General features: G+C 67.9%; 14 protein-coding genes and 1 pseudogene. 4 read left to right on the top strand and 11 right to left on the bottom strand.

What is annotated here, in order from left to right:
- Positions 1–42 precede the first annotated feature (42 nt).
- Complete coding sequence (locus tag FO044_RS14795; RefSeq protein ID WP_132992600.1) at positions 43–1227, top strand: acyl-CoA dehydrogenase family protein; 1185 nt, start codon at positions 43–45, stop codon at positions 1225–1227.
- Between the two features lie 22 nt (positions 1228–1249).
- Here the strand turns inward: FO044_RS14795 and FO044_RS14790 are convergent.
- A pseudogene (locus tag FO044_RS14790) lies at positions 1250–1578 on the bottom strand (YnfA family protein).
- An 84-nt stretch (positions 1579–1662) separates the two neighbouring features.
- On the opposite strand from FO044_RS14790, the gene FO044_RS14785 reads away from it, so the two are divergent.
- Entirely contained in the window at positions 1663–2058 is a 396-nt protein-coding gene (locus tag FO044_RS14785; RefSeq protein ID WP_143965934.1) for a nuclear transport factor 2 family protein, read from the top strand.
- 50 nt (positions 2059–2108) lie between these two features.
- On the opposite strand, the gene FO044_RS14780 is transcribed toward FO044_RS14785, so the two are convergent.
- From FO044_RS14780 to FO044_RS14765, 4 genes are all read right to left on the bottom strand, one after another.
- Complete coding sequence (locus FO044_RS14780; RefSeq protein WP_143965933.1) at positions 2109–2786, bottom strand: SDR family oxidoreductase; 678 nt, start codon at positions 2784–2786, stop codon at positions 2109–2111.
- A 63-nt stretch (positions 2787–2849) separates the two neighbouring features.
- Positions 2850–4103, bottom strand: coding sequence for an MFS transporter (locus FO044_RS14775; protein WP_143965932.1), 1254 nt, complete (start codon positions 4101–4103; stop codon positions 2850–2852).
- Entirely contained in the window at positions 4093–4539 is a 447-nt protein-coding gene (locus tag FO044_RS14770) for a MarR family winged helix-turn-helix transcriptional regulator (protein WP_143965931.1), read from the bottom strand. The genes FO044_RS14775 and FO044_RS14770 overlap by 11 nt, the downstream gene beginning before the upstream one ends.
- A 102-nt stretch (positions 4540–4641) precedes the next feature.
- Complete coding sequence (locus FO044_RS14765; protein ID WP_143965930.1) at positions 4642–6363, bottom strand: TPM domain-containing protein; 1722 nt, start codon at positions 6361–6363, stop codon at positions 4642–4644.
- Positions 6364–6419: 56 nt separating this feature from the next.
- On the opposite strand from FO044_RS14765, the gene FO044_RS14760 reads away from it, so the two are divergent.
- A complete protein-coding gene (locus tag FO044_RS14760; RefSeq protein WP_143965929.1) occupies positions 6420–7844 on the top strand; it encodes a phytoene desaturase family protein in 1425 nt (474 codons plus the stop codon).
- 23 nt (positions 7845–7867) lie between these two features.
- On the opposite strand, the gene FO044_RS14755 is transcribed toward FO044_RS14760, so the two are convergent.
- The gene (locus FO044_RS14755) at positions 7868–8662 is read right to left on the bottom strand and encodes an LLM class F420-dependent oxidoreductase (RefSeq protein ID WP_143965928.1); all 795 of its coding nucleotides are present in this window, start codon (positions 8660–8662) and stop codon (positions 7868–7870) included.
- Between the two features lie 93 nt (positions 8663–8755).
- Between FO044_RS14755 and FO044_RS14750 the strand changes: the two genes are divergently transcribed.
- Positions 8756–9385: a class I SAM-dependent methyltransferase gene (locus tag FO044_RS14750; protein ID WP_143965927.1), complete on the top strand. Its 630-nt coding sequence runs from the start codon at positions 8756–8758 to the stop codon at positions 9383–9385.
- Between the two features lie 49 nt (positions 9386–9434).
- Here FO044_RS14750 and FO044_RS14745 read toward each other — a convergent pair whose 3' ends face one another.
- The 5 genes from FO044_RS14745 to FO044_RS14725 are packed head-to-tail and all read right to left on the bottom strand — an operon-like array spanning position 9435 to position 13261.
- Positions 9435–10055, bottom strand: a complete 621-nt coding sequence (locus tag FO044_RS14745) for a response regulator transcription factor (protein WP_132993386.1) — start codon at positions 10053–10055, stop codon at positions 9435–9437.
- On the bottom strand, positions 10052–11167 hold the full coding sequence (locus tag FO044_RS14740) for a sensor histidine kinase (RefSeq protein ID WP_244945779.1): 1116 nt from the start codon (positions 11165–11167) through the stop codon (positions 10052–10054). Before FO044_RS14740 ends, FO044_RS14745 begins: the two co-directional genes overlap by 4 nt.
- Positions 11168–11193: 26 nt before the next feature.
- Positions 11194–12012: an ABC transporter permease gene (locus FO044_RS14735; protein WP_143965925.1), complete on the bottom strand. Its 819-nt coding sequence runs from the start codon at positions 12010–12012 to the stop codon at positions 11194–11196.
- Positions 12009–12944, bottom strand: coding sequence for an ABC transporter ATP-binding protein (locus FO044_RS14730; RefSeq protein WP_132992589.1), 936 nt, complete (start codon positions 12942–12944; stop codon positions 12009–12011). The genes FO044_RS14735 and FO044_RS14730 overlap by 4 nt, the downstream gene beginning before the upstream one ends.
- Positions 12941–13261 carry a hypothetical protein gene (locus tag FO044_RS14725; protein ID WP_143965924.1) on the bottom strand — a complete coding sequence of 107 codons (321 nt, stop codon included), beginning with the start codon at positions 13259–13261 and terminating at the stop codon, positions 12941–12943. Before FO044_RS14725 ends, FO044_RS14730 begins: the two co-directional genes overlap by 4 nt.
- Positions 13262–13288: the final 27 nt, after the last annotated feature.

The following is a 13288-nucleotide window of genomic DNA, read 5'->3' as shown; positions in this document are numbered from 1 at the left end:
GACCTCTCGACAAACAAACTTACTCGATAGTAAGATAGCGGCATGGCAATCAATCTTGAGCTCCCGGAGAAGCTGAACTCCACGGTCGAGCGCGCCCGTCTCGCGGCGGAGCACTACTTCCGTCCCAACTCCCGCAAGTACGACAAGGCTGAGCACGAGTACCCGACCGAACTCGATGAGCTCGGCAAGATCGCCAAGGAAGCACGCGGCGGGGACAAGACCGCGGATAAGGGCGACAAGGGCGAGACCGTCAACGGCGTCAACCTCCGCTCGGTTCTCAATGCACGCGAGCTGAGCTGGGGCGATGTCGGTCTCATGCTGTCGGTCCCCTACCAGGGACTCGGCAATGCGGCCATCGCGGCCGTCGCCGACGACGAGCAGCTCGAGCGCTTCGCCGACGTCTGGGCGTCGATGGCCATCACCGAGCCCGCGTTCGGCAGCGACTCGGCGGCGGTGTCGACGACCGCCGTACTCGACGGCGACGACTACGTCATCAACGGCGAGAAGATCTTCGTGACCGCGGGCTCGCGCGCCGACCACGTGGTCGTGTGGGCGACGCTCGACGAGTCCGTCGGCCGCGCCGCGATCAAGAGCTTCGTGGTTCCGATGGCGACCGACGGGGTCGACGTGGCCCGCCTGGAGCACAAGCTGGGCATCAAGTCGTCCGACACCGCGGTGATCCGCTTCGAGAACGCACGCGTTCCCGCGGCCAACCTGCTCGGATCGCCCGAGATCGACACGAAAAAGGGCTTCGGCGGCGTCATGCAGACGTTCGACAACACCCGCCCGGTGGTCGCCGCGATGGCGGTCGGACTCGGCCGCGCCGCACTCGACGAGGTGGCCGGCATGCTCGAAGAGGCAGGCCACGAGATCGACTACGATCGTCCCGTCGCAGCTCAGCACACGGCCGTCGCCGATTTCATCCGTCTGGAATCTGACTGGGAGGCGTCCTGGATGCTGACCCTGCGCGCCGCCTGGATGGCCGACAACCGTGAGCCGAACTCGGTCGAGGCATCGATGTCGAAGGCCAAGGCCGGACGCACGGTCACCGAGTTGACGAACAAGGCCGTGGAGATCGGCGCGACCGCGGGGTTCTCGGAGAATCAGCTACTCGAGAAGTGGGCTCGCGACTCCAAGATCCTCGACATCTTCGAGGGCACACAGCAGATTCAGCAGCTGATCATCGCCCGCCGCATCCTCGGCAAGAGCAGCGCCGAACTGCGCTGACACGCGCACGGATCGTCCAGCATCACCCACGGGGCACGTACATGATCACCGCGACGCCGACGAGGCAGATCAACGCACCGATCACATCCCAGCGGTCGGGCCGGTAGCCGTCGAGCGCCATGCCCCACAGGAGCGATCCGGCGACGAACACTCCCCGTAAGCGGCGAGGATTCGCCCGAACTGGGCGTCGGGCTGCAGCGTGGCGACGAACCCGTACGCGCCCAGCGCGACGACACCCGCGCCGATCCACAGCCATCCGCGGTGCTCGCGGACTCCCTGCCAGACGAGCCACGCGCCGCCGATCTCGGCGACCGCTGCGAGGGCGAACAGAAGGAGGGAGCGCACGACCATGCGGTAATCGTGCCAGGACTCGGCGGTCACCGGTGCGCCCCTGCTAGTGTCCGACTAGAACACGTTTCAATTCAGGGAGTAGTAATGACCGCTGACCAGCAAGCATCGACTCTGTCGGACAAGATCTCGGCGACCGTCGAGGCGTACATCAGTCACCTCACCAGCGGTACCGCGGACGATCTGGCGGATCTCTTCGCCGAGGGCGCAACCGTCGAGGATCCGATCGGCGCACCGGTCCGCAGCACGCGTGACGAACTCGTCGAGTTCTACGGAATCATCACCGGCATGGAGTCGCGGAACGCGACGCTGAAGTGGACCAGGATCGCCGGCGACACTGCAGTCTTCGAGTTCACCCTGGTCACCGGCAATTCCGAGATGAAGTTCGAGATCACGCCGATCGACATCATGGTGTTCGACGAGAACGGCAAGATCGCGTCGATGCGCGCTGTCTGGGAGTCGTCGGACCTCAAGCAGCTCTGATTCTCGGCAGATCTGACCTGTAGGCGTCCGGTCGCGGCGGCCCGGCCCTCTTAGCGCGGCCGGGGGCGCAGCACGACATCCACCGGGTGCGCGTCGCCGGGGGCGGCGATCGCCTGAGCGACGGCCGCGGCGACGGTCTCGGGCTTCAGGAACCGGCCGGGGTCGTAGGTGCCGCCCTCGATGGCGACGATGTCGCGCTGCATCTCGGTGTCGATGCGGCCGGGGAAGATCGACGTGACGCGCAGCTCCGGCTCCTCGGCGCGCAGGCCGTCTGCGAGCGCTCGCAGCCCGAACTTGCTGGCCGCGTACGCCGTCCAGCCCGGATTGACGCGCAGCCCGGCTCCCGAATTGAGGAACACGACGTGCCCTCGTGCGGACCGGAGGGCCGGAAGCAGGAGCCGTGTCAGCTCGGCGGCGGCGATGAGGTTGGTCTCCAGCACCTGGCGCCACTCGTCGACGGGCGTGTCTGCGACGTGCTCGAGGCTGCTGGCCACTCCCGCGCAGTGCACGAGCACGTCGAGTGACGAGATCACCTCGGTGGCTGATTCGACCGAGTCGTAGTCGGTGATATCGGCCTGAAACGTCGCTGCACCGTCGAATTCCATTGCGAGGGAGTCGAGTTCGGCGCTACCTCGGCCGCCGAGAAGGAGGTCGTGCGTCGGGGCGAGGGCTCGCGCGACCTGGGCTCCGACGCCACGGCTCGCGCCGGTGATCAATGCGGTTGGCATGGCACGAGCTTACCGGCGACCGGAGAGTCTGCCGATGGACGACCACCGCCGCTCGAGGGACCGTCAGAACTCCTCGGCACCGACCAGCACGGCGTCGTCGTCTACGTCGTGACGTTGACGGCGTGAACCGTTCGCGGCCACCAGTGCCGCGACTGCGACAGCGCAGTATCCGGCGGCGAACCAGAACGGGGCCGACTCGCCGAACCATGCGGCCAGATACGCGACCAGGATGGCCGAGACGGCTGCGCCCATCCAGCGCAGAAAACTGTATCCGGCCGATGCCACCGAGCGTGGAGTCTGCTCGCCGACAGCCGACATCGCGACCCCGGTGAACAGAGTGTTCAGCACGCCGGAGGGCAGGCCCGACACCACGACGGCGAAGCCGATCAACCACACCTGATCAGCGACGACGCCGATCGCGGCGAGGGCCATGATGAGTGCGTACACGGTGATGGCGCTGACGACTCCGGCCCGGTCGCCGATCGCGCGGGCGATGCCGGGGGCCACGAACACGCCGGCGAGCGCGGTCAGCAGACCCCACCCGAAGAAGATCATGCCGGCGTAGATCGGGCGCAGACCCATCGCGAGCGGCGCCCAGGCGATCACGGTGAACAGGGCGCCGGTGTAGAACGCCGAGCCGATCGAGTTGACCAGCAGGGCACGGTTGCGCAGGGCCTTGATCGGGTCGAGGACGTTCACCGGCTGCCGTTGGTCGGCAGGCTCGTCGGACGGCAGCATGATCGCGCACAGGACCGCGCCGATCAGCATGAGGATCGCGGTACCGGCGAAGGGCGCCCGCCAGCTCCATTCGCCGAGAACGGCACCGAGCAACGGGCCGATCGCCAGGCCGCAGCCGAGGGCGGCCTCGTACAGGAGGATGGCACCGTGCTGGCCGCCCTTCGCCTGACCGACGATGAACGCCAGCGCAGTGGCGATGAAGAGCGCGTTACCCAGTCCCCAGATCACGCGAAGCGCGATGAGCTGGTCGATGCCGCCGGCGAAGGCAGACACGCCTGCCGCGACGACGATGCAGGTCAGCCCGGAGATGAGCGTGCGCTTGGGTCCGAATCGGTAAGCAGCCCAGCCGGTGATCAGCATGGCGACCACCTGCACGCCCATGTACACGCCGAACAGCAGCGTCAACTTCTCGTGGGGTGCGTGGAGTGCTTCGGCGATGCTGTTGAGGATCGGGTCGACGAGCCCGATGCCCATGAATGCGATGACGGCGGCGAATGCGGTGACCCACACCGTGCGCGGTTGTCCTTTGAACGCCTCGGTGAGCGAGTGCTCGCTCGGCTGCCGGGTATCAGCGGTCATTGTTCTCCAATCGAGCCTGCAGATCCCGGAGTGCGGGAGCTGCCTCGGCGAGGGCGGCCACCTGTGGGGCCGTCAGCTGTTCGAGTGCGGCCGTCACCGTGGCGTCACGCCGGTCGCGGATGTCCGCGATCAGCGCTCGTCCTTGATCGGTCAGCGAGATCACGACGGCGCGACGGTCGTCGGGGTCGGGGCGCCGCTCGGCGAGACCGTCCCTGGTGAGGACGTCGACGAGGCTGGTCGCGGTGGGCATGCGGACGCATTCGCGTTCGGCGAGTTCGCCCATGCGCATGGGGCCGTGATCGAGCAAGGTAGCGAGTGCGGACGACTGAGTCGCACTGAGTTCATTGATGGGGCTGTGCCTGCGGAGCGCGAGGTAGAGGCGCGTCAGGTAATGACGCAGGTCGCTCGCGAGTTCTGGAGGAATGTTCTCAGCCACAATTAGAAACCCTAATACTTAGGGAATCTAACTAAAAGTCGAGGAGTGTGTGAGAAGGCAGACACCAGCACCGGGCGAGCTGTCGCTGGGTCGTCGCGACTCTCAGAAGCGTCCGCCGACGCCGATGCGTCCGGAACTCGAGGAGCCGCCGTACGACGCCGGGCTGCGGCCGTCGTGGCTGTAGCCGCCGTCGTGCAGCGATCCGTTGAGCACGCTGTCGACGAGGATGCCGGTGAGGACCGGTCCGAGATCGCCGAAGCTGGAGTGCGGGGGAGTCGGCTGGGAGTCGAGCCATTCGGCGACGTCGGACTGGGCGGCTGCGAGAGCCTCGTCCGCCAAGTCGGCACTGTGTGCGGCGGTGTCCCGGGAGGCGGCCGGGTCGGTGGCCTCCTGATCGGCCGCCGTGTCGGCGAGGCGGCGTGCCTCGGACAGCCGTGTCCGGGCGAGGGCGCCCACGACGCCGCGACGCGTCTCGATGTAGTCCTCGGCGGCCTGCAGCTTGTCCAGCAGGGCGGGCAGGCCGGTGTGCGTGCCGTCGGCGGCTGCAGCTGCCTCGACTGCATCCAGCAGCTTCTCTGCCTGGTCGAGCGCGCTCTCGGCAGTGCGAATGGAGCCGACGACCGACCCCTGGCGGTCTCCTGCCTGGACGGCCTCGCGTCCCTGGTCAGTGCTGTCCGCGGCGAGCTGCAGGTGCTCGCCGGCCAGGTTCACGTTGTCGGCGACACGCGATGCGTTGTCCCCGAGGTCGGCCGATAGCTCATCGAGTCGGTCCTGGACCGCCGGGATCCGCTCGCGGATGGTCTCCGTGCGGGTCACCAGGGCATCGAGCCGATTACCGGAGTCGCGAAGCAGATCGCGCATCTCGTCGAAGGGCTCCACCTGCTGATCGAGGGCGGCGTCGGCGGCCGAGCAGGTGGTGATGATCTCCACGAGCACCTCGCGATGCTCGTCCGGGTCGGTGACGAGGCCGTCATCGAGCCGTTGGCGGAGCATGAACGAATTCGACAGCGAGTCGCGTGCGTTCTCGACCGCCGCAGTGAACGGCTCCGTGTCGTCGTCCCCGAACTCGTCGATGGCAAGAGCCAGTTCGTCGGAGCTGATCGCGATCGCCCGGTCGGTGTCGGTGAGGATCTCCCGCGACCACGGGTCGAGGACCTCGAGCGGCTGCCGCTCGAGCTGGTCGAGGGTGAACGAATCGTCCTTCAGACTGTTGTCGAGGGCCTCCGCGTCGTCCCTCCGACGCCGGTTGCGGAGGTAGAGGAAGACGCCCCCGGCGATGATGAGCGCCACCACGATCGCACCGATGATCCAGCCGGTACGCGAGGCCTTCTCCTCGCCGCCGTACTGCTCGAGTCCGTCGCCGACGGCGACCGCGGCATCGGAGAAGCGTCCCTGCTGAAGCGGCGGAGCTAGGTCGTCGTCGATGATCGACCTGAGTTCGGCGTCCGAGAGAGTCTCGATCTCGAACGGTGTGACCAGCCGATACGAGCGGTCGTCCGTGGCGATGGCCAGGACCGCGTCGTGCGCGCCGAGGTCGCTCTGCGCGACGGTCTGCTCGGTCCACTCCTCGGGCGCCATGCCGTCGAAGTTCTTCACGAAGACCACCCAGTACTGGATCTGGTGCGCGGCATCGACGTCGTCGACGGCCCCCTGCACGCGGGCGGTCTGCCGATCGTCGAGAACACCGGCGGGATCCACCACCTGCGTCGGAAGGCGGAACGGTGCTTTGGCGGCGACGGAACCGGCGGACACGAGGGATCCGACGAGGACGATGAACAGGGCGATGAGGACGGCCAGCAATCGCCGGGCGGGGGCGAACGACATGCGTCCAATCTATCGTCTGCATACGACCCCGGTCAGGCGTGGGAGGGGATGCAACCGTGCGTGATGAGTTCGATGCAGTGATCGTGGGCTCCGGCCCCAACGGTCTGACCGCGGCGGCGGTCCTGGCGCGGGCTGGTCGGCGCGTGCTCGTGCTGGAGGCCGCCGACACCATCGGCGGTGGTACGCGCACTGACGAGGCTCTGGGAACGGGCATCCGGCGCGACGTCTGCTCGGCCGTTCACCCGACCGGATTCGCGTCGCCTGCCTTCGCCGAACTGGAGTTGGCGGACCACGGGCTGCGGTGGCTCGTGCCGGACGTCTCACTCGGTCACGTCGGTGCGGGCGAGGTGGTGGCCATCCACCGCGAGAACGCCGACACCGCAATCGAACTGGGATCGGATGCGCACCGATGGGAGTCGATCGTCGGGTATGCGGACGATCCTCACGCGCTCGCCGCACAGGTCCTCGAGATGCCGGACCTGCCGCGTCATCCGGGGGCGATGTCGCGGTTCGCAGCGGCCGCCGTCCTGCCGGTGGACACGCTTACCCGCGCCTTCGGCGGTCATCGTGCGGCGATGGTGTTCGCCGGTATCGCGGCGCATGCGGAGCGGCCGCTCTCCGCGCCGGGGTCCTCGGCTGCCGGGATGCTGCTCGGCGGACTCACGGTCAGCGGCTGGCCGATCGCCGAGGGCGGATCACGAGCGATCACCGATGCGCTGGCGGCGATCGTCGTCGACCACGGCGGAACGATCGAGATGGATTGTCCGGTCACCGAACTCGGTCAGCTTCCGACGGACTGCGATCTGTTCTTCGATACGTCGCCCGAGATGATCCTCCGCCTCTTCGGGGATCGTCTCCCTCGGCGGTACGCCCGTGCGCTGCGCCGATTCGAATACGGGGGAGGAGCGTGCAAAGTCGACTTCGTGCTCAGCGAACCGATTCCGTGGGCGGTGCGTCCCGACGTGCTCGCCCGGACCGCGACGTTCCACCTCGCTGACGACGTCGCGCAGATCCGCCGCACCGAGCGCGACGTCGCGGCCGGTCGCGTTCCGGAGCGGCCATGGGTGCTCGGCGGCGAGCCGACACGGATCGATCCGACGCGGGCGCCCGAGGGCACTCATCTCGCGTGGACGTACTGTCACGTCCCGGCCGGCTGCGAGGTGGACGTCTCGGCGTCGATCATCGCCGAGTTGGAGCGCCGCGCGCCCGGCTTCTCGGACACGGTCGTCGATTCGATGGTCACCACGGCTGCGGATATGCAGCGCCACAATGCGAACTACGTGGGCGGCGACATCAACTGCGGGACGTCGAGCCTCCGACAACTGGTGGCTCGGCCAGTCCTCTCGCCGAACCCCCAGGTCACCGGAATTCCGGGTGTCTACCTCTGCTCGTCCGCCACCGCGCCGGGCGGTGGCGTCCACGGGATGTCGGGGTATCGGGCCGCACGCGCTGCGCTGCGCAGCCGACCCGGGCCCCGCTGACAGAGTCCTGCAGAGTCGTCGGCTCAGCCGAGACGCTCGTCGCGCCACTTCACCAGACGCTCGACGGTCGAGAGGTCGTAGTCGGGGCCGCTCACGGCGAGAGTCAGGAGTGAGACGCCCTCGGCGGTGATCTCGTCGCCGAACCGGAGCAGGTCGTCGACGTCACCGTCGACTTTGAGCTCGGCCGAGCGTTCGATGGTCGACGGGTCGCGGCCCGCTGCGGCGCAGTGCTCGGCCAGGATCGCCGACTTGCGCCGGTAGGTCTCGACGTCGACGAACGAGTGCCAGATGTCGGCGTGGTTGGCCACGTGCCGGAGTGTCTTGCGTTCGCCGCCGCCGCCGATCAGGACCGGTATCTTCCGCGTCGGTTGCGGATTCAGCTGCGCCATCCGCGATTCGATGCGGGGGAGCGACTCACCGAGCGCATCCAGCCGCGAGCCCTTGGTACCGAACTCGAACCCGTACTCGTCGTAGTCGCGCTCGAACCATCCGCTGCCGATTCCCAGGATCACCCGACCGCCGGAGATGTGATCGACCGTGCGCGCCATATCGGCGAGGAGATCGGGGTTGCGGTAGCTGTTGCACGCGACGAGCGGGCCGAACTCGATGCGCTCGGTCTGCTCGGCCCAGGCGGCCAGCATCGTCCAGCACTCGAAGTGCGCGCCGTCGGGCTCACCGGACAGGGGATAGAAGTGGTCCCAGTTGAAGGCGATGTCGACGCCGATGTCCTCGGCGCGCTTCACCGCATCGCGGATCAGGCTGTACTCGGGGGCGTGCTGCGGTTGGAGCTGAACACCGATGCGTACGGGGAAAGTCATTCCACCAGTCTGCCTGGGTCGGGCGGCGGCCGCCATCGTCGCGCGGCACGCGATCATCGGTGACCGTTGCCGGGTTGTGGCACCGTCTAGTTCATGACCGACTCACACGATTCCCACGACTCGACCGACGAACACCGCATTCTGGAGACCGCCGAGGATTGGGACGAGCTGTACCGGGCCTCGGATCGTGTGTGGACCACGAACGTGAACCCGGCGCTCGTCGACGAAGCCGCGGATCTGGAGCCGGGTACCGCCCTCGATCTCGGGTCCGGGGAGGGTGCCGACGTCCGCTGGCTCGCCGACCGTGGCTGGCAGGTGACCGGCGTGGACATCTCGGCCGTCGCGATCGAGCGCGCCGCAGCAGCCGATTCCCGGCCGACGATCACGTGGCTGCGCCTCGATGTGTCGCGTGAAACCCTGCCGTCGACCTATCAGCTGGTCACTATGAGCTATTTCGGCATCGCCCGGAGCGACGAGACGATCCTGCGACGCGTCCTCGACGCCGTGGCTCCCGGTGGCACGCTCCTGATGACCGCGCACGACCTGGAAGGGGTGCGAGCACACGGCTACAACCCGGAGAACTTCCTGTGGCCGGCCGACGTGCTCGAGCGGCTCGGGGACGGATGGGAGGTCGTCACCGACGAGACGCGTGATCGGCCGATTCCGGCGGGTAACGGCCATCACGTGCGCGATGTGGTGCTCCGGGCGCGTCGGGTGCGGTGATCCTCGATTTCGGGTGCTCTCGGGGTGTGGGGATCTCGGGTGCGGGATCTCAGATCCAGCCCATCTCGCGAGCTTTGACGGCTGCTTCGTATCTGTTGGCGACGCCGAGCTTGGCCATCGCGGACGACAGGTAGTTCCGCGTGGTCCCGGGGGACAGGTGCACGCGCGCGGCGATCTCCTCGACCGATGACCCGTACAGGGCGAACTCCAGGACGTCCGCTTCGCGGGCGGTGAGCACCGAATCGCCGGTGCTGATGGCCTCGGCGGCGAGCTCCGGGTCGACGTACCGGCCGCCCGCGTCGACGGTCCGGATGACGGTGGCGAGAGTGGTGGCCGAAGCGGTTTTCGGCAGGAAGCCGCGGACACCGGCCGACAACGCGCGTTTCAGATAGCCGGGCCGTCCGTGACTCGTCACGATGAGGATTCCGGCGCCAGGTGAGAGCTCGAGGACCCGTGCTGCTGTCTCGATGCCGTCGATTCCGGGAAGCTGCAGATCGAGTAGCGCGACAGCGGTCGGGAGTCCCTGGTCCGCACGTGAGCGCCAGAGGTCGACGAGTTCCTCACCGGTTTCCACGTGCGCCGCCACCTCGAGATCGGTCTCCAAGTCGAGCATGGTGGCCAGAGCGGAGCGGATGAGCGTCTCGTCGTCGGCCATCAGAACCGGAATCATGCTGCTTCCCATCGGATCTCAAGTGAGAACGTGCCGCCCTCGGAGTGTGTTTCCAGTGTGCCGCCCAGCGGCTCGATTCGTTCGGCCAGGCCACGGAGACCGGAGCGCTCGCCGGGGTCCGGCGGGGCACCGTCGTTGGTGAGGCTCATCGCGCCCGGGCCGAGCGTGAGCGTCGCCTCGGATGCGGCTGAATGGCGAACGATGTTGGTGGTGCCTTCGCGGACCACCCAGGCGGCGGCCTCATGGAAGGGCGTGGGAACAGCGGCGGGGTCGCCCTGGACGAGCAGTCGGCATCCGGCGGCGTCGAGCAGCGAACGGGCGCCGGCGACTTCGCCTGCGAGGTCGATGCCGCGGTACCCGCGGACCAGAGATCGCATCTCCTCCATCGAGGAGACCGCGAGGACCTTCACCTCGTCCATCTCGGCCGCAGCTCGCTCGGTTGTGCCCTCGGCACTCGATCGAGCCAGGCGGGAGGCGAGCTCGCTCTTCACGGCGATGGTGGAGAAGCCACGTCCCACCACGTCGTGCAGGTCCCGGGAGAACCGCAGGCGCTCCTCGGCGACCTGCAACTTCGCTTCGGTCCGACGGGCGGCATCGAGGTCGTCGACCACGCGAAGCGTCCACAGCGACAGACGGGTGGTGGCCATGCAGAACGCCGCCGCCACGAACAGCCACAGGCCTTGTCGCACAAGATCGCCCGAGGGGCCGAACAGGCAACCCGTGCCGACCGCGACGATCAGCAGGATCAGCCACGGTCGCGGCAGGAACGCGATGAGCGCCAATCCGGCGACCATGACCGCGAACCACGCGAGGCCTCTGGCCGTCTCGTCGTCGGCGACATCGGTCCCTCGGATTGCGAGGATTCCAGCCCAGGCGATGATGAGACCTGCGCCTGCCACCGAGGGGAGTACGCGGTCGGTCCGGGGAGCATCGGCACCCGTGAGCTCGGGCCTGCCCTGGAATCCGATGACTCCCGACACCGTGACGAGGACGACCAGGACCGTCACCCACGGATGTCCGGCGGACGCGATGACGGCGACCACGCCGATCAGGGCGACGCCGCCTTGCAGCGAGGCCCTGGTGTAGGCGCGGTACTTGGCTCGGTCGGACATGCGACGCCACCGGCTCGGCGTCAGGTTCACCCGCGGTCGTCCCACCTGAATGCCTTGTAGACGAGAACGAATGCGATCACGGTCCATATGATCAGTGTGGCAATCGGGCGGCCCATCTCGCTGAACGTCCCGGCGAAATCGGTGGCCGTGGCGTCGACGCCGGCGATGGCGTCCTTGCCTGCCGTGCCGAGGTGCATCAGGTCCGAGACCGCGGCGTACGGCGTCCATGCCAGCAGTTCGGCAGCGCGGTCGGGGAGGGTCGCCCGGATATTGCCCATCCCGATCATCGCGAGCGCCATCACCGGCAGTGACGTGATCTGCGCGGCCTCGGCATTCTTGGTGAAGCCGCTGGTGGCCAGAGCGAGCAGGCCGAATACGGCGGCGCCTGCGAGCAGTGCGATGACGATGGCGAGCGGATTAACCGGTGCCGGTGCGCCGGTTCCCCACACGGCGACCGCCACGAGGAGTGCCGAGCCGGCGGTCACCGCGACCCCCGGCACGTTCGGGGCGGCGAGGATCTGCCAGTCGGTGGCCTCCCCGGTGCGCAGGCGCTTGAGAACGCCCTCGCCACGCCGGGTCGTCACCATCGACAGCACCGTGTAGTACTGCACGAACATCAGCGTGAACAGGGCGAACATGTCGAAAGTCGCGGCGACGCCGTTCCGGTCGACGCCGTTGGCGCGCGCCAGGAAGAAGATCGCCAGCGGCATCACGACAGGGAACACCACACCGGTCACGACCAGGGTCTTGTTGCGCAGGAACTGGAGGAACTCGGCCCGTGCAAGTGAGTAAAGGGGACGACGCCGAAACGTGGAGACGCGGTCCGGCAGTTGGGCAGTGGTCATCGGTTCGCTCCGATCGGTTCGTCAGACGAGGTGGCGCCGGTGCTCGATCCGGCGAGGTCGAGGAACACCGATTCCAGTGAGGCCGCACGCGCCGTGAGCCCGGCGAGCAGCAGGTTCTCGCGGTCGGCCCAAGCGAGCAGTGTCAGGAGATCCTCCTGGAGATGGTGGGTGGTGACCGTGACGCGCGTTCCTGCGGTCTCCAGGTTCGGCAGGTGCGGAAGGGCGGCGCCCGGATGGTCGAAGGCGATCGTCGCCGGATGGCCTTCGACGATCTCGCGCAGCGTCCCGGTGCGGGCGATGACGCCCTGGTGCATGATGGCGATCCGGTCCGCGAGTTCTTCGGCCTCGTCGAGGTAGTGGGTGGTCAGGACCATCGTCACGCCCGACGCCTTCAGTCCGGAGAGGAGACGCCAGGTAGCGCGCCTGCTCTCCGGATCCAGTCCGGTGGTCGGTTCGTCGAGGAACAGCAGCCGCGGTTGGCCGAGGAGAGCGCAGGCGAGGTCGACCCGTCGTTTCTCGCCACCGGACAGAGATCCGACACGGACGTCGGCCCGACCGAGGAGTCCGACCTTGCCGAGCACGTCGTCGGTCGTCGTCGGGTGACTGCAGGTGCCGCGCCACATCTCGAGCGTCTCGGCGACGGTGAGTTCGGCGGGAAGCCCACCGGACTGCAGCATGATGCCGAGTTCGGGCCGGACCTTCCGGCGGTCCCGCAACGGGTCGAGGCCGAACACCTCGATGGCGCCCTCGTCCGGAGCGGCCAGGCCCTCGAGCAGGTCGAGGGTGGAGGTCTTTCCCGCGCCGTTGGTGCCGAGCAGAGCGAACACCTCGCCCTGCTCGACGTCGAGGTCGATGCCGCGCACCGCGTGGTACTCGCTCTCGCCGTGTCCGTAGAAGCGGTGCAGGCCGCGGGCGGAGATCACCGGGCTCATCGGTTCGTCCAGACCTTGCGTTCGCCGTAGATCCAGCGTCCGGCGAGGTAGACGGCGATGATGATGTACGCGCCGATGTAGCCGATCGCCGACGCTCCGAGGACACCGAGAACGACCGCGCTCAGGACCAGGCTGACCGTGATGACGAACACCTCGCGTGACCGCGTCGGTGCGGGGCCGATGCGGCAGCTGTCGATCAGCAGATCGTGCAGGGATGCCTCTCGGAATCCGGGTGCTCGTCGAGTGGATCGGGGTGCGGCGCCACCGGACGAGGAGGACCGGTGTGCGGCGGTGTCGGGATCTCGTGTCGTATTCATGGCTCCAGCCTCGTCGGCGGCGAGCGT

The organism is Gordonia zhaorongruii, from assembly GCF_007559005.1.
Classification (GTDB): Bacteria; Actinomycetota; Actinomycetes; order Mycobacteriales; family Mycobacteriaceae; genus Gordonia; species Gordonia zhaorongruii.
The sequence above is the reverse complement of the archived record's forward strand: the minus strand, read 5'-3'. Positions and strand labels throughout refer to the sequence as shown.

Excerpts from the sequence above, each read along its gene's own strand:
- FO044_RS14750 (WP_143965927.1), top strand. The coding sequence starts at position 8,756 with ATGACCGACTCACACGATTCCCACGACTCGACCGACGAACACCGCATT.
- FO044_RS14765 (WP_143965930.1), bottom strand. The coding sequence starts at position 6,363 with ATGTCGTTCGCCCCCGCCCGGCGATTGCTGGCCGTCCTCATCGCCCTG.
- FO044_RS14745 (WP_132993386.1), bottom strand. The coding sequence starts at position 10,055 with ATGATTCCGGTTCTGATGGCCGACGACGAGACGCTCATCCGCTCCGCT.
- FO044_RS14730 (WP_132992589.1), bottom strand. The coding sequence starts at position 12,944 with ATGAGCCCGGTGATCTCCGCCCGCGGCCTGCACCGCTTCTACGGACAC.
- FO044_RS14735 (WP_143965925.1), bottom strand. The coding sequence starts at position 12,012 with ATGACCACTGCCCAACTGCCGGACCGCGTCTCCACGTTTCGGCGTCGT.
- FO044_RS14725 (WP_143965924.1), bottom strand. The coding sequence starts at position 13,261 with ATGAATACGACACGAGATCCCGACACCGCCGCACACCGGTCCTCCTCG.
- FO044_RS14740 (WP_244945779.1), bottom strand. The coding sequence starts at position 11,167 with ATGTCCGACCGAGCCAAGTACCGCGCCTACACCAGGGCCTCGCTGCAA.
- FO044_RS14755 (WP_143965928.1), bottom strand. The coding sequence starts at position 8,662 with ATGACTTTCCCCGTACGCATCGGTGTTCAGCTCCAACCGCAGCACGCC.
- FO044_RS14795 (WP_132992600.1), top strand. The coding sequence starts at position 43 with ATGGCAATCAATCTTGAGCTCCCGGAGAAGCTGAACTCCACGGTCGAG.
- FO044_RS14780 (WP_143965933.1), bottom strand. The coding sequence starts at position 2,786 with ATGCCAACCGCATTGATCACCGGCGCGAGCCGTGGCGTCGGAGCCCAG.
- FO044_RS14775 (WP_143965932.1), bottom strand. The coding sequence starts at position 4,103 with ATGACCGCTGATACCCGGCAGCCGAGCGAGCACTCGCTCACCGAGGCG.
- FO044_RS14785 (WP_143965934.1), top strand. The coding sequence starts at position 1,663 with ATGACCGCTGACCAGCAAGCATCGACTCTGTCGGACAAGATCTCGGCG.